At 44.0% G+C, this 26,150-nt stretch carries 20 protein-coding genes; 12 read left to right on the top strand and 8 right to left on the bottom strand.

What is annotated here, in order from left to right:
• The first annotated feature begins 242 nt into the window (after positions 1 to 242).
• Positions 243 to 551: a DUF1272 domain-containing protein gene (locus QO187_RS03480; protein ID WP_101204529.1), complete on the top strand. Its 309-nt coding sequence runs from the start codon at positions 243 to 245 to the stop codon at positions 549 to 551.
• Between the two features lie 123 nt (positions 552 to 674).
• A complete protein-coding gene (locus tag QO187_RS03475) occupies positions 675 to 1,256 on the top strand; it encodes a hypothetical protein (RefSeq protein WP_101204530.1) in 582 nt (193 codons plus the stop codon).
• A gap of 227 nt (positions 1,257 to 1,483) precedes the next feature.
• On the opposite strand, the gene cueR is transcribed toward QO187_RS03475, so the two are convergent.
• Positions 1,484 to 1,876 (bottom strand): Cu(I)-responsive transcriptional regulator, encoded by a 393-nt coding sequence (cueR, locus tag QO187_RS03470; protein ID WP_101204531.1) that lies wholly within the window; start codon positions 1,874 to 1,876, stop codon positions 1,484 to 1,486.
• 106 nt (positions 1,877 to 1,982) lie between these two features.
• Positions 1,983 to 4,445: a heavy metal translocating P-type ATPase gene (locus QO187_RS03465; protein ID WP_371547277.1), complete on the bottom strand. Its 2,463-nt coding sequence runs from the start codon at positions 4,443 to 4,445 to the stop codon at positions 1,983 to 1,985.
• A 436-nt stretch (positions 4,446 to 4,881) separates the two neighbouring features.
• Here QO187_RS03465 and QO187_RS03460 point away from each other — a divergent pair, with 436 nt between their 5' ends.
• Complete coding sequence (locus QO187_RS03460) at positions 4,882 to 5,595, top strand: hypothetical protein (RefSeq protein WP_238052607.1); 714 nt, start codon at positions 4,882 to 4,884, stop codon at positions 5,593 to 5,595.
• A gap of 89 nt (positions 5,596 to 5,684) precedes the next feature.
• Here the strand turns inward: QO187_RS03460 and QO187_RS03455 are convergent, their stop codons facing one another.
• The gene (locus QO187_RS03455; protein ID WP_371547274.1) at positions 5,685 to 6,593 is read right to left on the bottom strand and encodes a LysR substrate-binding domain-containing protein; all 909 of its coding nucleotides are present in this window, start codon (positions 6,591 to 6,593) and stop codon (positions 5,685 to 5,687) included.
• A gap of 161 nt (positions 6,594 to 6,754) precedes the next feature.
• Here QO187_RS03455 and QO187_RS03450 point away from each other — a divergent pair, with 161 nt between their 5' ends.
• The gene (locus QO187_RS03450; protein WP_371547271.1) at positions 6,755 to 7,201 is read left to right on the top strand and encodes a DoxX family protein; all 447 of its coding nucleotides are present in this window, start codon (positions 6,755 to 6,757) and stop codon (positions 7,199 to 7,201) included.
• A gap of 88 nt (positions 7,202 to 7,289) precedes the next feature.
• On the top strand, positions 7,290 to 8,117 hold the full coding sequence (locus tag QO187_RS03445; protein WP_371547270.1) for a class III extradiol ring-cleavage dioxygenase: 828 nt from the start codon (positions 7,290 to 7,292) through the stop codon (positions 8,115 to 8,117).
• 136 nt (positions 8,118 to 8,253) lie between these two features.
• On the opposite strand, the gene nirD is transcribed toward QO187_RS03445, so the two are convergent.
• Both nirD and nirB read right to left on the bottom strand, forming a co-directional pair.
• Complete coding sequence (gene nirD, locus QO187_RS03440; RefSeq protein WP_371547267.1) at positions 8,254 to 8,607, bottom strand: nitrite reductase small subunit NirD; 354 nt, start codon at positions 8,605 to 8,607, stop codon at positions 8,254 to 8,256.
• 179 nt (positions 8,608 to 8,786) lie between these two features.
• Positions 8,787 to 11,387, bottom strand: coding sequence for a nitrite reductase large subunit NirB (nirB, locus tag QO187_RS03435; protein WP_371547264.1), 2,601 nt, complete (start codon positions 11,385 to 11,387; stop codon positions 8,787 to 8,789).
• A 640-nt stretch (positions 11,388 to 12,027) separates the two neighbouring features.
• Between nirB and QO187_RS03430 the strand changes: the two genes are divergently transcribed.
• The 5 genes from QO187_RS03430 (at position 12,028) to cobA (ending at position 21,887) form a co-directional block, all read left to right on the top strand.
• Positions 12,028 to 13,536: a NarK family nitrate/nitrite MFS transporter gene (locus QO187_RS03430; protein WP_101204539.1), complete on the top strand. Its 1,509-nt coding sequence runs from the start codon at positions 12,028 to 12,030 to the stop codon at positions 13,534 to 13,536.
• 256 nt (positions 13,537 to 13,792) lie between these two features.
• Positions 13,793 to 15,742 carry a protein kinase gene (locus tag QO187_RS03425; RefSeq protein ID WP_371547378.1) on the top strand — a complete coding sequence of 650 codons (1,950 nt, stop codon included), beginning with the start codon at positions 13,793 to 13,795 and terminating at the stop codon, positions 15,740 to 15,742.
• 175 nt (positions 15,743 to 15,917) lie between these two features.
• Complete coding sequence (locus QO187_RS03420; RefSeq protein WP_371547375.1) at positions 15,918 to 17,330, top strand: NAD(P)/FAD-dependent oxidoreductase; 1,413 nt, start codon at positions 15,918 to 15,920, stop codon at positions 17,328 to 17,330.
• A complete protein-coding gene (locus tag QO187_RS03415) occupies positions 17,327 to 20,818 on the top strand; it encodes a molybdopterin-dependent oxidoreductase (protein ID WP_371547262.1) in 3,492 nt (1,163 codons plus the stop codon). Before QO187_RS03420 ends, QO187_RS03415 begins: the two co-directional genes overlap by 4 nt.
• A gap of 205 nt (positions 20,819 to 21,023) precedes the next feature.
• Positions 21,024 to 21,887 carry a uroporphyrinogen-III C-methyltransferase gene (gene cobA / locus QO187_RS03410; RefSeq protein ID WP_227522881.1) on the top strand — a complete coding sequence of 288 codons (864 nt, stop codon included), beginning with the start codon at positions 21,024 to 21,026 and terminating at the stop codon, positions 21,885 to 21,887.
• A gap of 164 nt (positions 21,888 to 22,051) precedes the next feature.
• Here the strand turns inward: cobA and QO187_RS03405 are convergent, their stop codons facing one another.
• Positions 22,052 to 22,936 carry a LysR family transcriptional regulator gene (locus QO187_RS03405; RefSeq protein ID WP_371547259.1) on the bottom strand — a complete coding sequence of 295 codons (885 nt, stop codon included), beginning with the start codon at positions 22,934 to 22,936 and terminating at the stop codon, positions 22,052 to 22,054.
• Positions 22,937 to 23,122: 186 nt separating this feature from the next.
• Between QO187_RS03405 and QO187_RS03400 the strand changes: the two genes are divergently transcribed.
• Together QO187_RS03400 and QO187_RS03395 are read left to right on the top strand one after the other, a co-directional pair.
• Positions 23,123 to 24,250: an alkene reductase gene (locus QO187_RS03400; RefSeq protein ID WP_371547372.1), complete on the top strand. Its 1,128-nt coding sequence runs from the start codon at positions 23,123 to 23,125 to the stop codon at positions 24,248 to 24,250.
• 171 nt (positions 24,251 to 24,421) lie between these two features.
• Entirely contained in the window at positions 24,422 to 24,643 is a 222-nt protein-coding gene (locus QO187_RS03395) for a hypothetical protein (RefSeq protein ID WP_057760053.1), read from the top strand.
• Between the two features lie 35 nt (positions 24,644 to 24,678).
• Here the strand turns inward: QO187_RS03395 and QO187_RS03390 are convergent, their stop codons facing one another.
• Together QO187_RS03390 and QO187_RS03385 are read right to left on the bottom strand one after the other, a co-directional pair.
• Entirely contained in the window at positions 24,679 to 25,164 is a 486-nt protein-coding gene (locus tag QO187_RS03390) for a DUF305 domain-containing protein (RefSeq protein WP_296207166.1), read from the bottom strand.
• Positions 25,165 to 25,191: 27 nt separating this feature from the next.
• The gene (locus QO187_RS03385) at positions 25,192 to 26,148 is read right to left on the bottom strand and encodes a copper resistance protein B (protein ID WP_371547256.1); all 957 of its coding nucleotides are present in this window, start codon (positions 26,146 to 26,148) and stop codon (positions 25,192 to 25,194) included.
• Positions 26,149 to 26,150: the final 2 nt, after the last annotated feature.

The raw sequence follows: 26,150 nt of genomic DNA, 5'->3' as shown, positions 1-26,150 counted from the left end.
GCTAAAATTCTCGAAATACTATACGTACGTGATAGTAAAGAATCGAATAATGGGCTAGCAAGAAAGTTGAGATCTCCTGATAATAAGCGTAGTGGATTATCTGAAGACTTACGACCAGTTTTGCCATTAATCATTAATTGGTAGGCATCAAAATATGACAAGTAACTGCTATGGGCTGCAACACGAATTGCGCTCTGCAACCCAAGAATTAAGCCCTAGGTGAATTAAAATGGAGTTGATATATGCTGGAAATTAGACCTAATTGTGAATGTTGTGATAAAGACTTAGTACCAGATTCTACCGAAGCAATGATTTGCACATACGAATGCACTTTTTGCGTCACATGTGTAAATGAAATACTAGAAAATGTATGCCCAAATTGTGGCGGTGGTTTTGTTCCTCGACCTATTCGACCTAAAATGGCTAGACGTATAGGTTTAAGTATCAACCATCAGCCTCCTTCAATTGAAAGAGTACATACCAAATATAGCATTGAAGAACTTAAAGAGTTCTCAGCAAAAGTTAAACACACAAAACCTGAAGATCGATGATTAATACATTTATATAACAAGCAGTTTAAACGGAAATAAAAAAGTTGGTTCGGCTTCGCTCAAAATGCTAACACACGTTTTTTGCAGTTTAACCCGGCGTTATGTTTCTAGGAGTTCTCTTTCATGAATTTGCGACCTACATCACAAGAAGAAGTTTTTTTAAGCCTTGCTTACAATAGGTTTTATGATCTTGCCGATGAAATAATTGAAGACTCATTTTGGGAACAAGAAGACTGGTATCGTTTTAGCAAAGTGATTAACCTATTTTCAGTTTATGCAGAGTTACTAGCTTATGAGCCCTTTAAGTATGTTCTTGAGGCAATTAAGAAACAAAGACCTCCAATGGAATCTGAAATTGGTGGCCCATTGTTTAAATTTATTAGAAATACTTTTGCTCACTTTCCCTTGTTTGAGAGTTGGAATGAGGTTTGGTTAACAAAAGGCTTAGTAAATTGGCAAAAAGAAGGGTTAACCATTGATCGCTTTCTCCAAAAGTACGCTGGTCATACCGAAATAAAGTATAGATTCTGGGAAGCTGAGAAGAAAAAAATGACATATATAAGTATCAATTTTCCAGAACAATATGATGATAAAAAAATATATTTAAGCGAGATTCTTTCCGAAAAAGATGGCGTAAAGTTCTCGCTTATAATGATGCGGAATATATTAAACACACAAGTAGAGTCTATTAAAAACGGGATATAACAAGCATTTGAAGCGGAACTGCTAACAGTTTTCTCGGTTCTGCTCCACTACACATTTGAGCCAGATAATACTCACAACTTATGACTGTGTTACCACCGACTACTATGGGCACTAAGCTGACCGTCAATACTTGAACAGTATGAATATTTACTTTTATTTTAGTTGTGCAAAACAGCATGACCTGACATTTTAACGCCTTCTACATTAGGAGATGCTCGTTAAGAGCTCTATTTAGCTTGCCCAAGATCATCCAGAATAGCGCAGTCTGCATTATCATCGCCTGCACAATGATCAAAAGAGTTCTGTAGCGAATTGACCATCTCTTGCAATTGGGCAATTTTTTGGTTTAGCGTTTCAATATGCTCTTGTGTCAGTTGCTTAACATCTGCACTCTGACGGTTGGCATTTTTGCGCAAATACAGTAACTCTTTCATTTGCTTGGATGAGAATCCCAAGTCACGAGAATGTCTTAAAAAGCATAAGTCGTCTATATCGTCTTTAGAATACAAGCGATAACCTGAGTTCGACCGATTGACTGTTTCTAGCAAGCCAATCTGTTCATAGTAGCGAATCATTTTGGTAGAGATGCCGGATTTTTTGGATGCTTGACCAATATTCATATTTTTCCTCCTAACCTAGAAAGGGCTTAAGCATTAATGTTTAAACCCTATATGGATATCCTTTACGATTCTATATTTACTCTGTAGCGGTTTAGTAGTTCGCTGACTATACTTTAAAGTACTTGAGGCGTAACGCATTACCCAATACGAAAATAGAAGACAGTGCCATGGCGCCTGCCGCAAAAATGGGTGAGAGCAGGATACCAAATGCGGGATACAAGACACCTGCGGCAATCGGAATCAAGGCAATATTATAAATAAATGCCCAAGCCAGATTTTGTTTGATATTACTGATGGTAGCTTTACTCAAGGCAATCGCAGTAGGAACGCCTTGCAGACTACCTGACATTAGCACCACTTCAGCCGCCTCAATCGCCACGTCTGTGCCTGTACCAATGGCCAATCCAACATCAGATTGAGCCAATGCAGGGGCATCATTGATACCGTCACCAACAAATGCCACTCGGCCATATTGCTCTTGCAACTGGCGTATTGCATCCACTTTTCCTTCAGGTAATACTTCTGCTACTACCTGATCGATATTCAATTTTGTGGCAATCGCTTGGGCGGTATGGCGATTATCACCTGTAATCATGGCCACTTTTAAGCCCAACTGATGTAGTGCGGCGATGGCGGCATGAGTCGTCTCTTTAATAGGGTCGGCAACGGCGATGATAGCAGCCAATTGCTGGTCAATCGATACATAGAGTGGGGTTTTACCTTCTTGTCCCAAACGTAGCGCATCTTGTGCAAAAGGCGCAACATCAAGCCCCAATTGTTGCATATAACGATCCGCGCCAATATGAATCACTTGGCCTGCCACGTTTGCTTGAATACCCAAACCTGTCATCGCCTCAAAATCAGTGATAGGCAGCAGTTGAATACTCTGTTGTTCTGCTGCTTGTACAATGGCCAAGGCAATGGGATGCTCAGATTTTGCTTCAACCGATGCCACCACACGTAGGACTTGTTCTTTCTCAAACCCTTTTTGGACTTGGAAATCCGTTAACGTAGGTTTGCCTTCAGTCAATGTGCCTGTTTTATCAACGGCAACCACGCTCACGTCCTGAAGCATTTGTAGCGCTTCACCTTTACGGAATAGCACACCCAATTCGGCACCACGACCCGTACCGACCATAATAGAGGTGGGAGTGGCCAATCCCATTGCACAAGGGCAGGCTACAATGAGCACGGCAACCGCATTGATTAAACCAAAGGTTAAAGCAGGGTCAGGGCCAAAAATCAACCAAACTATAAAGGTTAATGCTGATAAAAACATCACCGCTGGTACAAACCACAGGGTGACTTTATCCACCAATGCTTGAATCGGTAATTTAGAGCCTTGGGCTTGTTCTACCATACGAATGATTTGCGCTAATACAGAATCTTCACCAATGGCCGTTGCTCGAATATTCACGGTACCGTTTTGATTGATAGTACCGCCGACCACTTGATCGCCGGCTTGTTTTTTCACAGGGACAGGTTCACCCGTAATCATCGATTCGTCAATATAACTATGGCCGTCAACGACTTCGCCATCGATAGGTACACGCTCGCCTGGACGAATCTCAACGATCATTTGTGCAGTGACGTCTTCTACAGGGACTTCACTGACTTTGCCATCTTGCTGTATACGGGCCGTCTTTGCCTGCATGCCTACTAAATGCTGAATGGCCCCAGAAGTACGACCTTTAGCCTTTGCTTCAAAATAACGACCTAGTAATATCAAGCTCACAATCATAGCAGCGGCTTCGTAATAGACGTGCACCGTGCCTTCAGGTAACGCTTGCGGGATAAAAGTCGCTATCAGAGAAAAGCCATACGCTGCGATAGTACCAATCGCCACTAGCGAATTCATATCTGGCGCAAAACGTAATAAGGCTGGCACGCCTTTTTGATAAAAGCGTCGACCTGGAAAGAGTAATACCAGTGTTGTCAAAACAAACTGTATCAGCCAACTTTGCTGAGTGCCGAGGTTATTCACCACCCACATATGAAAGGCGGGAATCATATGCGAGCCCATTGCTAGAATGAATACGGGCAGTGACAACAGCGCAGAAAGTCCCAAATCTCGTTTAAGCTGATTTTGCTCTGAGGCTTTTTTATCTTGTCGATCACTTTGATCTTGTTCTACCAGTTTGGCCTCGTAGCCCGCTTTTTTAACGGCATCAATTAAGTCGCTCGTTTGTATTTGAGCGTCGCCTTTAATCCAAGCGCGTTCAGTCGCAAGGTTTACTGTGGCTTGTTGTACGCCAGCGACTTTGGCCAAAGATTTTTCTACCCGTCCAACGCAAGAGGCACAGCTCATGCCTTCAATGGATAGCTCGATAGGCTTGGTTTCAGTCACCTTATAACCTGCGCGCTCTACCGCTTTGTTTAACTGGGCTACATCTAAAGGTTGAGATGAGTAAACAGTCGCCTGTTCAGTGGCAAGATTTATCTCGGCGTTTTCAACGTGCTCAATATTTTTTAATTGTTTTTCGATACGTCCAACACAAGATGCGCAACTCATGCCTTCAATGCTCAGCACTTCATGATAAGTAGGAGTTTTAATGTTTTTTGTTTTCATAACAACCTCTGTCGTTTTTAACTATATTTTTAATTTTATTTTCAAATCTATAGTGACAGCATATAGGTTGACATGATGGTAAGGTCAAGCAGATTTCTTTGGATACTTTTAAACCCGTTTATAGTAGCGTCTTATATTCGTTGTTAAGCTTAAAATAGCTCAATTATGGTTTATTGTTGAAGGTATGGCGGCATTAATTCTAAAATAGGGCAGGATAAATGACTGATAATAAGATAAACTGCCCAGCGAGCACTGATAGGGTTCGATAACTCTCGATAGCTCTCGATCAATTCACTGTATTTGGCTACTAGCGAAGAAAATACCAATAATAAGAAATGCTGCTAGCAATGACAGAGTACACCGTCAACAGCAGGTAATATCAGCACCGTTAACATAAGACATTTATACAAAACCATTGATATTAAGGCACATCACTATGGAAGAAGTACCAAATACGATAGAACAAAGACCCGTATTCATGCCCAAAGTCAACAGTGACAATTTGGTAAAAACGGATATGGTTATGTTTGAGCGGCATGTGGGATTTGCGACCAGACAAAAGAAAAAATCCATCAATGACTTACAACAAGTCATTCGTAAAAAGTATGGATTTAAGCACGTCCTAGAGCTGTCTAGTAAATCTGGTAATAAGCTAAGTTTTCCGCTAAGCCCGTTTAGTTTAAAGATTACTGATGAGCATGATGGCAATCCATATAGTGTCGAAAATGCTTTTCAAGCCAGTATGGTTTTTGAAGATGGTGGTCCTTATACAGATTTGCTAACAGTAGCGCCAAGACAAGCCAGAAAAGATGAGCGATTGATGACCTCGGGCGAGCTCATTGGTTACAACTACTTTGGTATGGAATGGGGCGTAGAGCCGTTAACAACATTTTATGATTGGCTGTACGTGAATGCGCTCAAGCAAAACCCTCAGCTGCATGAGGAAGTGATTCAATATCAGGGCTTCACTGATATTACCTTTAATCCTAAAAAATCTATCCATAGTGCAGCGTATGCGTTGGCGCTGTTTGTGGCACTGCATAAAAGAGAATTACTCGATAATGTTGAAGACCCAATGGCATTCTATGACTTATGCAATAATTTTAAAATCAGCAATACTGAGCACCTATTAGAAGAAGGTTGGATCTGATTATTAAATCAGTGCTTGCTTAAGTTTGCTTGAACCGAAAGCCACGATACATAATGTGTCGTGGCTTTTTTATGTCTCTATGTTTAAAGCTATATATTCTCATCCCAGTACGGCGGCGTGCCATAGTAGTTGGTCATAAAGTCGATAAAGCATCTGACTTTGTGAGCTAGTAGTTTTCTATGGACGTAGACGGCATATAAGCCTAAAGGGCTAGGTTCATATTCTGGCAACACTACGACCAACTTGCCAGAGCTCAACGCTTCACTAGCAATAAAAGTCGGCTGTAATATCAATCCTCCGCCTGCAATAGCTGCTTCAACGAGTACGTCGCCATTATTACTATGAAAAACGCTATGTTCTTTGAATTGTTTGGTCTTTAGGTATTTGTAGATTTGACCCTTAGTTTCTACATTCATATAGCTATAATGCAAATAGCGATGCGACTCTAAATCCTCAAGCTGCTTAGGTGTGCCATGAGCTTTGAGGTACTCGGGCGAGGCGCATAACACCACGCGAATCGGAGCAATCTGCTTGGCGATAAGCGATGAGCTTTGGAGCTGTCCGATACGCAGGGCAATATCAAACCCTTCTTCAACGATATCTACTTTTCGATCACTCAACTGCAGATCAACGGTAACTGACGGATAGCGATCCTGAAAATCAGTGATGAGTTTTGCCATATGCTTTAAGGCAAAGGACACGGGCGCACTGATGCGCAGGACGCCTTTGGGATGCTGCTGTAAGCCGCCTAACTGCGATGCCATCTCATCAATACTCAATAAAATCTGCTGCGCATGCGTAAAGTATTGACTGCCAGCTTCAGTCAGGCTGACTTTGCGCGTAGTGCGGTTGAGCAGACGAGTATGTAGTTCCTCCTCTAGCTTTGCTACATATTTGCTTACTAGCTGCGGCGAGAGCTGCATCGTAATAGCCGCTTTGCTAAAGCTACCTTCTGTCACTACCGCGACGAAAGCGCGCATGGCATCGATTCTATCCATATTTATTCCTATATTTCTCTCAATATCAAATCAATTATAAACAGTATGTTGATAATTATTCAATATAACTGAGCTTACTCTTTTGTAGCGTTGATAGTAAAGTGTGCCTATATCATTTTCGACACTATTTATTTTAATCATACCTTATGGAGTAAGCATCAATGAAATCATCACTATTAGATACTATTTTGTCATCAAAAGCTGGACTGGCGGCCTTAGTTCTTCGGGTACCCGTTGGCTTAATTTTAGCAGCCCATGGCGCCCAAAAGTTGTTTGGCTGGTTTGGTGGCAATGGATTGGCAGGTACGGCTCAATGGTTAAGCAGTATGGGTATGGAGCCGGGTTACTTAATGGCGATACTAGCAGGTGGTGCTGAGTTCTTCGGTGGTCTGGCTCTGGTGTTAGGCCTGCTAACCAGACCAGCTGCTTTAGCCGCAGCCTTTACCATGTTAGTGGCTATTTTTTCTGTCCATATCAGTAATGGGCTGTTCGCTGATAATGGTGGTTATGAATATGCATTAACATTGATGGTAGCTACGCTTGCCCTAGCTATTCAAGGTGGCGGCTCCCTCAGTATGGATAAAGTATTATCAGAAAAATTAGGATAGGTTTTATAGTTGTAAATGGGGTCATTCAATTTTACTGAATAGAGCCATTTGAAAATAGCCATTTAAGACAAGCAACAAGGGGAAAGTTATGACAACACTTTTATCTAATGAGTCAGTTAGCCAGCCTGTACTGTTTATACCGCATGGTGCAGGGCCTTGTTTTTTTATGGATTGGCAACCAGCGGATACGTGGCATGAGATGGCAGCGTTTTTAAAGGGTATTTCTGCTCGTTTGCCTGAGCGACCAAAGGCTATCTTGATCATTAGTGCGCATTGGCAGACGGCTGAATTTAGTATCACCGCTGGTAAACAATCTGATCTCATTTATGATTATTATGGCTTTCCTGAGCATACTTATAGTTTGACTTATCCAGCCTTAGGCGCGCCAGCATTGGCAGAGCAAGTCAGTAGTCTACTGACAAAGGCAAGGGTAGGTAATAAACAAGATGCGGAGCGCGGTTTTGATCATGGCGTATTTATACCGCTTAAGCTAATGTTCCCTGAGGCAGATATTCCAGTGGTGCAGCTATCTTTGCGTCATGATTTAGACCCGAAGGCGCATTTAGCTGCTGGTCAAGCACTGGCATCACTGCGTACAGAGGGTGTGCTAATCGTCGGTAGCGGCATGAGCTTTCATAATATGCGTGGTTATGGTGATACTAGTTTTACTGAACCATCAGAGCGTTTTGATGAATGGCTAACGAATACTGTGGAATTAGCAGATTCGGATAAACGACTTGCGGCATTGGCCAATTGGAAAAATGCTCCTCACGCGCTTGACTCACATCCGTTAGGGGCAGAGGAGCATTTGTTGCCGCTTATGATAGCGGTGGGTGCAGCAGGACGTGACAAAGGGCAAAAGATTTACTCCCAGCAAGTGCTAAAAACGCAATTGTCTGCCTTTCAGTTTGGGTAAGTATTCTAAAAAGCATAGATCACAGTGTTTCAGCGTAATTGTCAAAAATAAAACAACCTTTGAATCTCAGAATCAAAGGTTGGTTTATGTTAATAGAGCAGTTATTAACAATATATCAAATAAGAGATGTTATCTCTTATTTGATATATTTTGCCACTACATTATTTCCGTCAAGCTCAAATTTATAAGTATTGAGCACAATACTCTCATCATCTAAACACTGGCCAGTAGCTAGGTTAAAGCGTTGTTTATAGATGGGCGAGGCCACATAAAGCACTTCTTTTGCTGTTCCTGTATCATCTGTAATCGTGGTTCCACCAATCAACCCCCGTGACAGTACATTGGCTTGACTGAATGGATCGTAGTTATCAAGAGCAAATAAATCGTTCTCTTTGGTACGAAAGATAGCAATTTGTTTGCCATCTATCAGGGCGCAGACACCGGTTTCAGGAATGATATCGTCAAGTGTACAAATAGTCTGTTGGTTCATGAGGCGGTATCCTTAGTGATGATAATATTGCTCTGTATGAATGATAAATCGTGAGTGATAAGCTGCAATTTGCAAAACATGATTTGAGAAAAATGAGTCGTAAAACTTGAGTCTAAAAACATGAGTGGAAAAAACAGCACCTTGCTTGTTGTGATAACAAACAAGGCACTCATCATTGGCTAGGCCAATTCAACCAGGTTGATGGTTGCTTTTTCCGCATCAGTCGCTGGGCGAATCTGCTCACGATCAGTCACGAAAACGACATTATCATCGCCTTTCTCACTGTTTACAAAATGACGGAAACGTTTGAGTTTTTCGGTGTCATTAATCGTCGCTGCCCACTCACACACGTAATTGTCGACCAATAATTGCATTTGTGCTTCGAGCTCATCTGCTATGCCCAAACTGTCTTCGATAATGACGGCTTTTAGATAATCAAGCCCGCCATCTAAGCTTTCACGCCACTTTGAGGTGCGCTGTAGCTTGTCCGCTGTTTTTATATAGAACATAATGATTCTGTCGATGTATTTGACCATGGTTTCGGTATCGAGATCGGTGGCGAACAGCTCGCCATGACGCGGAGTGATACCACCATTACCGCAGACAAATAAATTCCAGCCATTTTCAGTCGCAATCATGCCAAAGTCTTTACTTTGCGCCTCAGCACATTCGCGCATACAGCCTGACACACCCATCTTGATTTTGTGCGGTGAGCGCACGCCTTTATAACGATCTTCTAATCTCAAGGCGAGGCCAATACTGTCATCGACGCCGTAGCGGCACCAGTTATTACCGATACAAGATTTTACGGTACGTAAAGATTTACCATAGGCATGACCAGTCTCAAAGCCTGCTTGCACCAGTTGCGTCCAAATATCAGGCAATTGCTCCATGCGTGCGCCAAACAGATCGACCCGCATCCCACCAGTGATTTTGGTGTACAAATTAAACTGCTTTGCCACTTGACCCAGTACGATGAGCTTGTCTGCAGTAATTTCACCGCCCGGCACACGCGGTACGACGGAATAAGTGCCGTCTTTTTGGATATTACCTAAGTAGTAATCGTTACTGTCCTGTAGTGGTGTCAGCTCGGTTTTGAGTACGTAGTCATTCCAGCACGATGCCAAAATAGAGGCGACTGTCGGTTTACATATCTCACAACCATGGCCGCTACCATGTTCAGTCAGTAATTCATCAAAGGTTTTGATACCGTGCACGCGAATCAGGCTATATAAATCCTGACGAGAGTAAGCAAAGTGCTCACACAAGTCATTGTTTACTTCAAAACCCATGGCGGTGAGTTGATAGCTGACCGTATCTTTGACCATAGGTGCGCAGCCACCACAGCCACTACCGGCACTGGTCACGGTTTTTACATCGCTGACGGAGTATGCGCCGTTTTCGACGGCCAAGCAGATAGCACCTTTGGTCACGTTATAACAAGAGCAGATCGTGGCGGTATCTGGCAGATTGTCGATGCCCATCACGGGTTTTTCGACATTGGGTAATATCAGGCTTTCTGGGTGTGCGGGTAGGTCAATGTCATTTAAATACAATTGCAATAGGTTGTTATAGTCTTCGGTGTCGCCTACCAATACAGCACCAAGCAAGCGTTTGTTATCCGGTGTGGTGACCAGTTTTTTATAAATCCCCTCAGCAGGGTTTTGATACACGTAGCTCAAGCTGCCGTCACTCGTACCATGTGCGTCGCCAATACTACCCACATCAACACCCATCAGTTTTAACTTGGTGCTCATGTCAGCACCCGTAAATATCTGCTTGCTATCACCAGCAATTTGCGCAGCACAGATACTAGCCATGTTGTAGCCGGGAGCCACCAGACCAAATACTTTGTTGTCCCATACTGCGCACTCTCCAACGGCATAAACATGATCAGCATTGGTGCGACATTGCTCATTGATCAAGATGCCACCACGCCCGCCCATTTCGATACCGCATTCGGGGTTGTTTTTAATGAGGCCATCCTGCGGTCTAATACCAGCGCTAAATACAATCATATCAGTCGTTAGAGAGGTGCCATCTGTAAACTGCATGGTTAAATGTTGATCATCACCGCTGGTGTCATCAGAGTTGGGTGCAGTATTAGACAGAATCTCTTTGGTGTTTTTCCCCGTCAGCACTTTGACACCAAGTGCTTCTATTTTTCGCTTTAAAATCTCACCGCCAGCTGCATCGAGCTGAACGCCCATCAATTGCGGCGCAAACTCGACCACATAGGTATCCAGCCCTAGCGTAACGAGCGCTTTTGCGGCCTCAAGTCCCAGTAGACCACCACCAACCACCACGCCTTTTTTGACAGTGGGCAGCTCAGCAATCGCTAGAATCTCATCTAAATCCGCAATGGTACGGTATACGTGGCAATGCGGATGCTCACGGCCTGGGATGGGCGGCACAAAAGGATATGAGCCCGTCGCTAGCACCAATTCAGAGTATTCAATAATCTCGCCTGCCTCAGTAGTAATACGCTGACTGGCAGAATCGATATCTACAATGCATTGATTCAAATGCAAATTAACTTTTGATAATTCGTAAGCCGTTAAATCTACTAGGTTCAGCTTACTGGCATCTTTATGTTCAAAGTAGCTCGACAAATAAACACGGTCATAAGCAGGGCGGTCTTCTTCAGCAAATACATGAATATCAAATTGCTGGTGCAGTCCTTGCTCAATTGCTCGTTCAATAAAGTGATGACCGACCATACCGTTGCCAATCACCACCAAATTGCCTTTGTTTTCTGTGTTCAATGCAGTGCTAATCATGCGTCTGTCCTTAGTAATGGGGCTGGTTGAATACGGACATCGTTTATTTTTTATCACGCTATAAACGGCTCCGTCTCTCAACAACAGCTGATAAACAGCATTTAATACCTACTATTACAGAGCATTCAATAATCATGCCAGAGCACTTCGATTAGCTAGGTTTTTGCGTGTTGCCATCAGACATAAAGGTATACCGTATCGGTTCGAGTCACTTATGTACAAAGGTTTTTACGTGAGTATAGTTAGCGCCACTATTTGCCAAAAATCAGGGTGAACACGATTGTTAACGACAGTGATATCAAAAATTAATGCACCAAAATAGACACTACAGTGCCCCAAGTTGGATGTTATTGCTGTTTATAAGGGAGGCTGATGGAGTGTTTTAAATCTGCTGTGTTAATGCTTTATTAGCATAAGCGTCAGGTGTGGTAATGGTTATAGACCCGCCAGTAAAGGCGCTTGGATAATTAACGAGTGCTGATCTTTATACGGATTTGGCAGCGTACATAAATAACTGGCATAACCATTGCACTGCTTGAAACATTGCTACTTATCATATTTGAATACTGCATTTTTTGAACACTTAGTACCTTTAGTACGTTGTCAGAACCCTGAAGTTAATCATTTGAGGAAGTTGCCTATGTCATCATCAGCCCCCGTTGCACCTAGTAAAGACAAGCTTAATGTTTTGTCATTTACGGGTAAAAATAAAATCCTTCATTTAGGTTGGATGGCATTTTTCCTTACCTTTTTTGTATGGTTTAACCATGCACCATTTTTATCAGCGATTGGAGAAACACTCAATCTGAGTAAAGATCAAGTCAAAACGCTACTCATTTTAAACGTGGCACTGACTATTCCTGCCCGCGTGATTATCGGGATGCTGACAGACCGTTTTGGCCCTCGTATTGTTTATACCGCCATTTTAGCCATTGGTGCTATTCCTTGTTTTACCTTTGCGTTCGCGCAGGATTACAACACCTTGGCACTGTCTCGGTTTTTACTGGGTTTTGTGGGTGCAGGTTTTGTGGTGGGTATCCGTTTGATGAGCGATTGGTTTCCAACCAATGAATTGGGAACAGCTGAGGGCATTTATGGGGGGTGGGGTAATTTCGGCTCAGCAGCAGCGGCACTGTTATTGCCGACTATCGCGATTGGTGCCGCAGCAGTGTTCGGTGGTGATGAAGGTTGGCGTTATGCAACAGCCACGTCAGGAGTTGTGATGGCGATTTATAGCATCATTTTTTATAAGATGGCGCGTAATACACCCAAAGGAGCTACTTATTTTAAACCCAAAAAATCAGGTGCCATGATGGTGACGTCATCAGGTGATTTTTGGTTAATGATGGTTTTTAAACTGCCTATGTATTTGGCATTGGCCCTATTGGCGTGGAAACTATCACCTGATGGTGTGAGCTTGCTGAGCCAGTCTAGTGTCACCATGGTCTATATCGGCCTTGCGATACTGTATGTTTACGAGTTCATCAGTAGCTACCGCTTTAATAAAGAGGTTTTCACCACGCCTGTACCAGTGGCGCATCGTTATGATTTTAAGCAAGTAGGTATTTTAAATATTTTGTATTTTGCTACGTTCGGCTCAGAGCTTGCCGTCGTGTCGATGCTTCCTTTGTTTTACCAAGAAACTTTTAGTTTATCGATTGTGATGGCAGGGGTATTGGCATCGAGCTATGCCTTTATGAATCTCATGTCACGCCCAGGTGGCGGTTGGCTCAGTGATAAGTTTGGTCGCAAAATTACTTTGTTGATTTTGACAGCTGGTTTGGCCATCGGGTATCTATTAATGGGCTTCCTTGACTCAACGTGGCCACTGGCATTGGCATTGTTAATCACAATGTTTTGCTCATTCTTTGTACAGGCAGGTGAGGGTGCTGTTTTTGCAGTGATTCCTCTGATCAAACGCAGTATGACAGGGCAGTTTGCAGGGATGACAGGCGCGTATGGCAATGTTGGATCAGTGGTGTATTTAACGGTGTTGAGCCTGGTGTCTTATCAAGTGTTTTTCTTTGTAATTGCCGCGACAGCAGTGGCTGGATTCTTTGCTTTGTTTCTCTTAAAAGAGCCAGAAGGCATCATTATTGAAGAGATGCCAGATGGCACATTTGCCGAAATACAAGTGAGTCATAGATAGTACGGGGTGAAGACAGATGACGATAGCACACGCCAATAGAAACAATAGTCAAAATGCGGATGGTGATATGTACCAAAACGCTGATGAGATGGCGGTTCATTTTAATACAGGCAATCCGTCATCTCTAATAGGCTCAGGTCAGTTTGTTACCAACGATGTCAGCCAGCGCATTGATAGCCACGCTATTGATAAGACTGGTGACAGTAAGGATATTGTTGATGCCAGTACTGCATTATGGTGGCTTGATTTTTTCACTATGGCAGGTCGCAAGACTGAAAACCAAGACAGCTTACTTATCACCACCTGCTTGCCCTATCAATGTTCAGGTGCAGAATCATCTAATGCTAATCGCTCAATGCCTCATGCAGTATCTCACCCGTCCTCATCAGCCCCATTATTGGTGCTGATGGCAGATGGGGTCAGCGCTTGTCAGTTTCCAAAACAGGCAAGTCGACTGGTAGTGAATACCATTGCCCACAAAATAACATTGGGGTTGACTGCACTGGCACAATCACAAGATGAGACGTCATCCATCAGTTTTGATGATGATCAAGTCGCCACTATTATCAAAACAGCAGTCAACAAAGCCAACGATATTCTATATTTTCCTCAATCGTATCAACGGGTGCCGCCGTTGTTGTCTACGTTATCAGGCTTGCTCTGTATCGGTGACCGTATTCACCTGTTTCATACAGGCGACTCTCGAATATACCGCGTTGGGGTAGATTGTCTGACAGTATTGAGCAAAGATCATCGCGTGCACCGCGGCCAAGACAAAGGAGCGCTTGCTGCGGCTATCGGCGCAGATAGCCAGTTAGAGCTACAACAATCGGTATTTACCCTTCATCAAAACGAATGTTTGGCCATTATGACAGATGGGGTGTATGAGCATATAGAGCCCACAGAGTTGCAATTTGAGCTGTGCAGCAGTGCGACTGATATATTTCAGTTGATGGCTACTACACACAAATTACCGCTAGGGTTTAACACCAGTCAAGCCGTGTGCGAGCAAGCCTTTAGTGCAGGCAGTCATGACAATCTAAGCATGGTCATGCTGAGTATGAACACACGCTCAGCCCATTTTACTTCTATCAATGGCTCTAAGGGTATTGGTCATTTTGATGGCATTGACTTTGAAAATCTGGATACGGTCATACATGATGTGAATCGCTACCAGCTTCCAACTGGTTTACAGATAGGCGACCATATTGATGGCTTTACTGTGATTGGTATTATCGCTCGTACGGCTCGCAGTCACGTGTACTGGGTGCAAGATGAATACAATAATGACTTTGTTCTAAAATCACCCAGTTTAGATTCGGTCGCCGATGGTCACTATCTGCGTGATTTTTTAAAAGAACGTAAAATTGGTTTGAGCCTATCAAAACATCGCCGCGCAGGCGAGTCGGCTTACAATCAAGCTGATCCCAATCGATTGTCTGTCAATCCTGCATCCAACAATATTGGTCATAACGTGGGTTCTGGGCTCAGTGAGTCGGGGCTGCTGCGTTATTATCCGGTACCAGCAAGTACCACATACTTATATCATTTGACTGAATATATCGCCGGTGAGAGTCTACGGGACTTTATGGATCGTCATGCGCCTTGTGATGTGTGGCAAACCTTTGATTTACTCACCAAAATTGGCATGGCGGTTCGAGTCATGCATCGCAACTATCTGTTGCATCAAGACATCAAACCCGAAAACATTCTTTTAACCAAATCAGGCGCCGTCAAACTCATTGATTTTGGTTCCGCCAGTTCCTCTATCTTAAAAGACAGCACCCGACCACCAAATGGTGATTTGCACTATGCTGCACCAGAATATTACACCGATGCACCAAAAGGCGTGCATTCTGACTTGTTCTCGATTGCAGTGATTGGTTATGAACTGCTGACGGGGCAATTGCCATTTAATACCCAAACACTAATGATGCCAAACCAAACACTAATGATGCCCGCGCAGCCGCTACGGCAACAGAACGTACCTGACACCAGCCAACAGGCACTCATGCGTGCGCTGCATGTCAATACTAACGCGCGCTATCAAGCCATTGGTGAGTTTTTACAAGATTTTAACCCCGATAATAAGGCGCACAGCCGCGACCCAGAGCCTCTCATTAAGCGTAACCCTCTACTAGTATGGCATGGCATTTGCTTCATAGAGTTTGTCATCATTTTATTGTTGTTGGCGTACTTTTCATGACACGCTGTTTTGCATTCAATGCTGCTCCGCGCGGCTAAGGAATTTTCTGTTTATGTCGCTATCTATGTCGCTATCTATGTCGCAAGCCTCCACTAGGGTAGATACTCATACCAACACTCACGCCTTAGCATCAGACCATCAAAAAAACGCTGGCATCGTTATTATCGGAGCGGGCATGGCAGGCAGTCGTTTTGCCATTGAGCTTGCTCGCACGCACTCAAATGATGACACCGCCCGTTTGCCAATTACGTTAATCAGTAAAGAGCCGCAAGTGGGCTATAACCGCATTATGCTGTCACCAGTATTGGCTGGCGACACAGCGTTTGAAGATACTTATTTATATGACAACTCAGAGTATGAGCAGCTGGGTATTACCGTGCTGGCTGGGGTTGCAGTAGAGACAATAGATACTAAGTGCCAGTGTATTGAATTGGATGATGGGCAAACACTCAACTATGTCAAGTTAGTAATGGCTACAGGGTCAACTGCCCGAGTCATTCCGTTCCCCAATCACACAGCTAAGGGCGTGCATGTGTTTCGAGACCTTGCCGATGTGACCGCTCTGATGGACTATGCTAGCCAAGGAAAAACGGGTTTGGTGATTGGCGGTGGCGTACTGGGATTGGAGGCTGCCTGCGCGTTGGCGGCACAGGGCGCGAGCATGACGGTCATTCATATGGATGTTTATGTACTCAATCGCCAACTAGACCTGCCAGCTGCCGAGCTTTTGCAAGCTGAGCTCAGTCGCCGAGGGGTTGGTCTCGCGGTTTCTGCCCATACTGAGGCCATTGAGATGAATGGTGCAGGAGAAGTATGCGGATTATCTTTAAAGGACGGGCGCACGCTAGCGGCCGATTTTATCGTGATGGCAGTGGGTGTGATACCCAATACAGCGCTTGCCAAGCAAAGCGGGATCGAGGTTAATCGCGGTATTGTGGTCGATGATTTTATGCATACCAGTTGTCCCAATGTTTATGCGATTGGTGAGTGTATAGAGCGAGAGGGCGAGCTATTTGGAATGGTGGCGCCGGTCAATCAACAAGTAGATACGTTGGTCACGGTTTTAAAAGATGGCTTGATATTAGGTAATTCGACTTCAAGTAATTTAGCATCAAAGGATTTGATAGAAAACGATACAAACGTAATAGATGGCCAAATCACCGTGCCAGATCACTGGGTTCCTTTTGTGAGCAAACCGTTGTCATTAAAATTAAAAGTATCTGGTATGTCGGCATTTTCTGCAGGGCAAATCGCTTTTGATGACGAAGCCGCTGATACTGTTGAAACCCTCGTATATCGTCAGCCTGAATTAAACCATTATCATTGTCTGTACCTCAAAGAAAACAAACTCATTGGTGCTGTGCTTTATGGGGACACCAGCGATGGCAGCTTTTATAGCCAGTTGATTATAGATAACGTTGATATTACGTCCATCAAAGACACACTCATATTTGGTGAGGCATATTGTCATTTGGATGAAATCACACTTAACAATTTGCCAACTACGGAAGTAGATATAGAATTTAATGAGACAGACAAGAACGTCGATCATCATAAAGCGGCTGAACTGTTAGAGGATGCATTATGAATGACGCTATTGCCAATGAATCTGCTGCAAGCAAAGTAGTATCAGCTAATAAATCGAACGGCCTACCTAATAGCGTGCAAAAAGCAACAGACTGCGTCATTGAAACACATGATATAAGTGCTGCCAAAAATATAAAAAAAGCACTGACGTCTTCTGATGGCGATTTGATTGATAGCTCTATCACTACTATCCGCACGACGTGCCCTTATTGCGGAGTGGGATGCGGTGTTTTAGCGAGCGTAAATGAGACAGAGGTGCTGAGCGTTAAAGGAGATCCTGAGCATCCGGCTAACTTTGGTAAATTGTGCTCCAAAGGGAGTGCGCTAGCACAAACACTGGGCACTGCGCGCCGCTTGACCGAGCCATATTATCAAAACAAGCAAGCAGTCATGAAACAGCATCAGCCTATGCAATTGGGTAATGATTTCAATGCTATAGACGTATCCGACAAGCCACTTATAAATCAGACAGACTGGGACACCGTTTTAGATGACGTAGCCAGTCGTTTAAATGACACTATCGCTAAACACGGGCGAGACAGCATTATGTTTTATGTCTCAGGTCAATTGCTGACTGAAGACTATTACGTGGCTAACAAATTTATAAAAGGGTTTATTGGTAATAATAACATCGACTCCAACTCTCGGCTGTGTATGTCATCTGCAGTAGCTGGGCACAAACGTGCGTTTGGTGCAGACCTTGTGCCGGGTAATTACGAGGATTTGGAAGCTTGTGATTTATTGGTACTGGTAGGCTCCAATATGGCGTGGTGCCATCCTATTTTGTTTGGTCGATTTTTAGCAGCCAAAAAAGCCAATCCTAATAAAAAACTGATTGTAATAGACCCGCGCCGTACGGACTCTTGTGAATTTGCTGATTTGCATTTACCAATTGCTGCGGGTACGGATACACATTTATATAATGGGTTGCTGCATTACCTAGATCAGCAGGGTTGCCAAGATGATGAATATGTTAACCAAAGCTTGGGCGTTGATGATGCGGTGAATGCTGCCAAAGCATGGAGCATTGACAAAGTTGCACACGCCTGCCAAGTGTCGGCAGATAGTATCCGCCAGTTCTATGAATGCGTTGCCGCCACTGATAAAACAGTCACTGCCTTTAGTATGGGCGTTAATCAATCACAAAGCGGAACCGATAAGGTCAATGCTATTACCAATACCCATTTGTTCACGGGGCGTGTGGGCAAAGTAGGGGCCAGTCCGTTTTCACTTACTGGACAGCCTAATGCAATGGGTGGACGAGAAGTCGGCGCCCTTGCAAATCTGTTGGCGGCGCATTTAGAACTAGACAATGCCGATCATCGTCAGCTTGTGGCAGACTTTTGGCAGTCGCCTCAACCTATCTCCCCAAACGTGGGTGTCAAAGCCTGCGATGCTGCCGCTGCCATATTGGATGGTCGTATCAAGGCCATTTGGATTATGGCCACCAACCCTGTGGTCAGCTTGCCAGATGCGGATAATTTTCGTCAAGCGCTTGCTGCATGTGATTTGGTAATTGTCTCTGATTGCTCGGTAGACAGTGATACGGTAAAGTGTGCCGACATTGTACTGCCTGCTCAAGGGTGGGGTGAAAAATCTGGAACGGTCACCAATTCTGAACGGCGTATCTCTCGGCAGCGGACATTAATGCCTGCAGCAGGGCTTGCCAAACCAGATTGGTGGATACTGTCTCAAGTTGCCACACGAATGGGATTAACGGGGTTTGATTACCAACATCCTAGCGAGATATTTAATGAGCATGTGGCATTGACCGCTGATGGTAATACGCATAGCCACAGAACATCTCACTCTAATAAGAATTACCCTCGTTATCTGAACCTTAGCAAAGACTTGTCTGCTTTAATGACAGATGAGGTACCAGCCGATAAACCTGCTCAACAATATATTAGCCAGCATATTAACCAGAACGGCAATCAAATACATCAGCCAATCGTACTCAGTCAGCAAGCATACGAAGAGATGCTACCGTTTCAATGGGGTGGCACGCGTATCTCTATGATTGATAAGATAAAACCTTTAGAAAACGAGATTATTAATTCCGCTGCTACTATTACTAAGTCACAGTTAATCGCTATTACACCCTCTAATGAAGCGAGCGTAGCTAATGGGCATCGATATCAAAGCAGGCAAAAACCCCAACTGATTGTTGATAATCGAACACCCTCTAAACACGAGGTTGAGTATGATACTCAATCTGAAAACGAAGTGTTTCATGTACGCCTGATTACTGGCAGGCTGCGTGATCAATGGCACACCATGACTCGCACTGGCCTTGCATCGCAGTTAAATCAACATCAGCCAGTACCGACACTGACCATACATCCTAATGATGCACGGCAGCTAGGTGTTCAAGACAATGATTTTGTGCAACTGCATCGTAGGTATGAAAACTACGGAAAGTATGAAAGTTATGAGAACGGCGTGACCAATAATGGCATAGTCATTGATATCGCGATGAGTACGGCTAGGGATGGCAACGAGCCCGCAAGTACCGTAATGGCGCAAGTTGCCATTAGCGATACGTTGCGCGTTGGTGATGCGTTTATGCCCATGCATTGGAGCAATGCTTTTGCTAGCTTTGCTCGGGTAGGTCCCCTTATTCCAACAGTCGTCGATCCACATTCAGGGCAGCCAGAGCTCAAAAATTCGGCGATCAGTGTCACGTCCGTTCCTATGCAATCATTTGGCAAGATTTTGGTGCATCCTGAGTGGCAAGACGCCGTTATAGTGCAACTACGTACTATTTTGGCCAATTTTTCTGCGCAATCGTCAGAGAAAGAATTGTCTGAAACAAAATGCGAAGCACATTCGAATAATATTTTGCCAGAGGCATTACCTGCACTTACTTGGAGTTTGAGTCATCAAAATAACAGTGTCTTGATAAATCTCGCTAGCCCGATGGTGGAGGCTAGCAGTACCTTAGCGTGCCCCGAGTTTTGGCAGCAGTTTATGGCCTCTATGCAATCATTATCACAGCCAAACTGTCAAGAGCGTGTCATGCATACGGCGTTTACGGTCGATAATGTACAGAATCAATTGCGTTTTATTGTGACGCAATCTGCGCCTGAGACGGACTCAAATAACGCTGCCATAAATAGTGGGTCATCTGATGATGAGAGACCCAGCACACAACTGATTATGGCTATTTATGTTGCTCCAACGCAAACCCAATTACCGAGTGTACGTTGGCTCGATAGCTGCTTTACGGATACTAGTCAAATACCTGTTAATCAACGATATAAATGGTTGCTAGCGGGGCGGCCTGCCAGCGGCTATGTTGATCCAGGACCTTTAGTGTGCTCATGTATGTCAGTTGGAAAAAATACCATTCTCAACGCTATCACACAGCATGGTTGTATTAGTGCGACGGCAGTGGGTAAGCAGTGCCGAGCAGGTACCAATTGTGGCTCTTGCGTGGGGCAAATTAACGCATTAATCGCAGAATGCGGCCCATTGGCACAAGCTTAAATGATGTTATGGCACGTCGCTTGCAGCCTTTTATATGCAATTACTGGTTGAGTGTTGTGTTATGAACAATAAGCCATTTTAGGGTAGGGGTTTATTGACAACTTTGCTTGTGGTTGCCCATTTTGCTGTATTCACGCTGTTATCAGGAGTCACCACCATGACCAATATATCTGCCGCTACCTCAATGCATGAGACCTATCAGCTAATGGATCAACACTGCGCAGAAAACGTGCAAACTTGCACCAAAAGAGGCACTGTGCATCTGATTGGCGCAGGATCTGGTGACCCTGAGCTATTAACATTAAAAGCGTGGCGAGTAATGCAGCGCGCAGAGGTAGTGTTATACGACAGTCTGGTGTCTGAGGATATTTTGGATATGTGCGCGAGCACGGCTGAAAAAATATTCGTTGGTAAGCGCCGCGCCAATCATGCATTGCCACAAGAAAGTATTAACGAGCTACTGGTCAAACACGCGCTGGCAGGTAAGATGGTGGTTCGCTTAAAAGGTGGCGACCCTTTTATTTTTGGACGCGGCGGCGAAGAGCTACAGGAAGTGGTACGTCATGGCATTCATTTTGAGTCTATTCCAGGTATTACTGCCGCCAGTGCCGCTGCTAGCCGTACAGGAATTCCACTAACGCACCGTGACCATGCTCAATCGGTCAAGTTTGTTACTGCTTGCAAAAAAAATGGCGCGCCTAATAACGATTATAGTGAGCTAATGGACAGCAGCCAGACAGTTGTGTTTTACATGGGTTTGCACCGTTTGCATGAGATGACACAAGGGTTGATAGCAGGCGGACGTGACAGCGAAACGCCTTTTGCTATCATTAGTCATGCCAGTATGCCAACGCAGCAAGTACTTATCGGCACATTAAGTGATATCGCTGATCAGCAAGCTGAAGCAAAACTGCCAACCCCTGCACTATTGATTATGGGTGATGTGGTCACTTTATATCATGAGTTTGCAGACTATAATCTTGGCGCCATGGGTAAAGGTGAGTTTGTTGATGTTGATAAAGTGATAAGCAGTAATGATTTAATACCCAATTTGGAGAGTATTGCGTAGGATAACTATGTTTAAAAGACTGTTATTTTAAGAAACTGTTACTAAGGTGATTATGTGCACCCGTCTAGAATCTTGTGTAGAACCATGTTTAGTCTAGATAATACTTACATCAAGTTTAAGAGTGTTCGATGTCGTTTCAAGGTTGGCTATAGCTAAGTTAATTATTATAGATTTCGTAATTGCTCAATTAACCAGCGATGTATACCACTGTCATTAGTACGTGGATGCCAAGCGGCTATTACCTTAAAGGTGGGCGGTAAGGCTTCTACTTTAAGCTCTTTAACTTTATCGTTTGGCAGTAGTCGCGCAGGATAAAAGGCAATCATGTCGGTGGTATGCAGAATATCTGGCACGGCTGAAAAGCTAGGTACTGACATCACGATGTTTCGCTTAAGGCCTTTTTCAGCGAACCATTGATCATGTGAGCCACGCAAGTTGGCACGCGAAGGCGATACCACCAGCTGTGGGTTCGCAGCCACTTGCGCCAGCGTTAATGGCTCTGTGGCAAAGGTATTTTCACAACCCGTCACGCATAAATGTTGCTCTTCAAACAGAGTGACATACGATAAGTTATCAGGGATAAATTCAGGGAAGGTAATCAACAAATCAAGCTCGCCTGCTGCAATCAGCTGATTGATATTGTCTGAGGCAAAATCACGTACGATTAACTTCAAATCTGGTGCGTTGCGTCGCGTAATATTAAACAATTGCGGTAATAATGCCTGCGTCGCATAGTCAGTCGCACTAATCGTAAATATGCCTTTGTATGTGTGCGGCATAAAAATCTCTGGCTCTAACAAATCTTCCAACTGCTTTAATATATGGTCAATAGGTTGCTGCATCGATAGCGCTTTTGGTGTTGCCACCATGCTATTGCCTTGACGAATAAACAAACGATCATCAAACACCTCACGTAGCTTGCGTAACTGCTCACTGATGGCTTGTTGGGTCAGCCCCATTTTGCGTGCGACTTGCGACAAGTTTTTTAGATCAAGTAGCGCCTGCAATACTCTAAGTTGCTTGATATCGAGCCGATTCATACCATTCATAATTTCATACCATTAATAATTGTATCTTAAACAATAAACAGTTGTTTCTAATTGTACCTGCAAAACGCTATGCTGACCAACATTGCTTAAGTAGCCACTAAATGAGCTATTAAGCATTAAAACAGGCTCAATACATTCAATAATAAGCCATCAGCTGCTTTAAAAGAGATACTTATGACACAAACTATTCCAGATACAAAGACATTATTTTCCTCTGTAGCACTTGGGCCTTATACGCTCAACAACCGTATCGTAATGCCGCCATTGACACGCTCTCGTAGCACGCAACCTGACAATATCCCTAATGACTTAATGGCCAGCTATTATGCACAGCGTGCGTCAGCAGGCTTTATGGTGACGGAAGGTACGCAGATTGAGCCAAGAGGTCAAGGTTATGCTTGGACGCCAGGTATCCATTCATCAGCCCAAGTTGAAGGTTGGAAAAAAGTCACGCAAGCAGTACATGACAAAGGCGGTATTATTTTTGCTCAGCTTTGGCATGTAGGCCGTGTGTCGCACACCAGCTTGCAGCCTAATGGTGCTCAGCCGGTAGGGCCGTCTAATATTACCGCTGATAACGTCAAAGTATTTATTGAAACGGGTCCAGGCGAAGGTGCATTGGCTGATCCAAGTGAGCCACGCGCTCTCAGTACCGATGAAGTTGGTGAGTTGGTAACGATGTATGCTCAGGCTGCACGCAATGCATTAGAGGCGGGTTTTGATGGGGTAGAGCTGCATTGTGCTAACGGTTATTTGGTCAATCAGTTTATCTCTGAGCACACCAATCACCGTGATGATCAATATGGTGGGTCGTTGACCAATCGTTTGCGCTTCTTAAAAGAAATCGTCGCTGCTGTCAGTGATGTGGTGGGTGCTGATCGTTTAGGCGTACGCTTTGCGCCATTATTTGCGAGTACGGATGAGACGCGCGTGTATTTAGGCTTGGTAGAGTCAGATCCCCATCATACCTATGTCGAAGCAGTCAAATTGCTTGAGCAAGCGGGTATTGCTTATTTGTCCATTGCAGAAGCTGATTGGGATAATGCGCCTGATTTACCAGACACTTTTTATCAAGCAGTCAGAGAAGAGTTTTCAGGCCGTATTATTTATGCTGGCAAGTACACGGTACAAAAAGCTGTGAACATTTTAGAAAAAGGCTACGGTGATTTATTCGCGTTTGGTCGTCCTTTTATCGCCAATCCTGATCTGCCAGAGCGTATTGCCAATAACTGGCCATTGAATGAAGTAGATCCTACCACGATGTATGGTGGTACTGATGTGGGCTACAGTGATTATCCTTACTATCAAGAATAGCAAAGTACATAAACAGTGACTGAGATAAGGCCATTAATACTAATGGCCTTATTTTCATTTATAAATTTGTGACTTGTTGGATATTCACAGACAGTCAATCTTTAAGCGACAATTATTGTTTTTGTCGCTTAAAGGTTTTTCTTTTATCGTTTTATCAATAGGTAGTAGGCAATGAATCAGAATTCCAAAGACAGACTTATACGCATATTGATAGGATATGTCGGACTTTATCCAACGCTCCTAATCGTATTGACGTTATTGAAGCCTGTGACCCAAGGATTAAGCCTGCCAGTGGTGGTATTAATTGAAACGATAATACTTGTTCCACTGACACAGCTGGTGTCTTTCCCACTAGCAGGCTGGGTCATTGAGCGTCTGAGCAGAAAAAAGTAATCGCTTTTCGCAGCGTTCACTGGTACACCATTCTCTTATTCAAGCTCATCAATCAACTGCTTCATCTCAGCGATTTCACGCTTTTGGGCTTTTATAATATCATCAGCAAGCTGCTGTACACGCGGATCTTCAATATCAGCGCGGCTACTGGTGAGAATAGCAATCGAGTGATGCGGTATCATTGCCTGCATCCAATCGACTTGATCGACAGTTGCTTGTGATCGCACGCCCCAAATACCAACAGCAAACATCAATACGCTTAGACCATAAATCATTAAGTTGACCTTGGTCTTCTTATACATATTAGTCATAAATGCCAACATGACCACTGCCATACCGGCACCCATGTAGAGCGCCATATAAGCTCGGGTTTCACTAAAATAAATATGATCCCATTCATAAGTATTGAAATACATCATGATGTACATCACAATCGTAGACGTCACAATCATCAGGGTGAACTTTACGTAAGGGTTCATGCCCTGTTGATGATCCATGTTGTTTTGATCTGAAGTATTCATAGTATATCCCCTATTATTTTAATAAAATTAGAACCAGAATTTGACCCCCGCAGTCAAACTACTGCTATCAACCGATTCATTTTCTTGACGTCGTTGACCACGAGCCTTGCCAAGCGCTGTCTCATAACTCACGCCCACATAAGGGGCTAGTTGGCGACTGAACGTCTCGTAAGTCAGCCTTACCTCGGTTTCCATCTCATTAAAACCTTTGGTAATACCATTATCATGGTCATCTTTACTAAAGGCAGTTAATCCCACCTCCGGTATGACTACCCAATGCTGATCTAAACGCCATTCGTACTCTGCGCCCAAATCAAGACGAAGTTGACCATCGGTATATAAGTAGGCTCTCGCATCCGTTTCGATAAAATAAGGCGCGGTACCGACAATACCTGCCATTATGGCAGCGTTATCGTTTTCAGTATCGTAAGCGACACCAGCTTCACCATTCCAGAAAATGCTCAGTGGTTTCCAATAAGCAAGCGAGCTCAAGCTATCGATTTCTTTATCATCTTTAGTCTGAGCACTACCTTCCGTGCGTAGTCTTATACGGTTACTATCAGTACCATACCAACCCATCGCTTCGAAGTTGATTTGATCCTCATCAAACTGATAGCCCAAGTCGTCTACTGAGACTCCCCATAATGGCATGCTGCCCATCATCATGGGTTTACCATACTGCCCGTATGGAACCCCATTTGAATAGTCTGGACTGCGAGCATCAGCTGGTGGCTGCCCACCTTGCATACCCGACATATCCATACTGCTGTGCTCCATATCAGACATATCGCCTGACATATCCATGCCGCTGTGGTCCATACTAGACATATCACCCGACATATCCATGCCGCTATGATCCATATCGGACATATCCATGCCGCTGTGATCCATATTCGACATCTCAGCAGCTGCTGCAAAAGATGATGCGAGCAAGACTAGTGATGACAAACCAATGAATGGCAGATTTTTCTTAGATATTTTCATAA

Source organism: Psychrobacter sp. Arc9 (genome assembly GCF_041431295.1).
Lineage (GTDB): Bacteria > Pseudomonadota > Gammaproteobacteria > Pseudomonadales > Moraxellaceae > Psychrobacter.
This window is presented reverse-complemented; position numbering and strand designations above follow the sequence as displayed.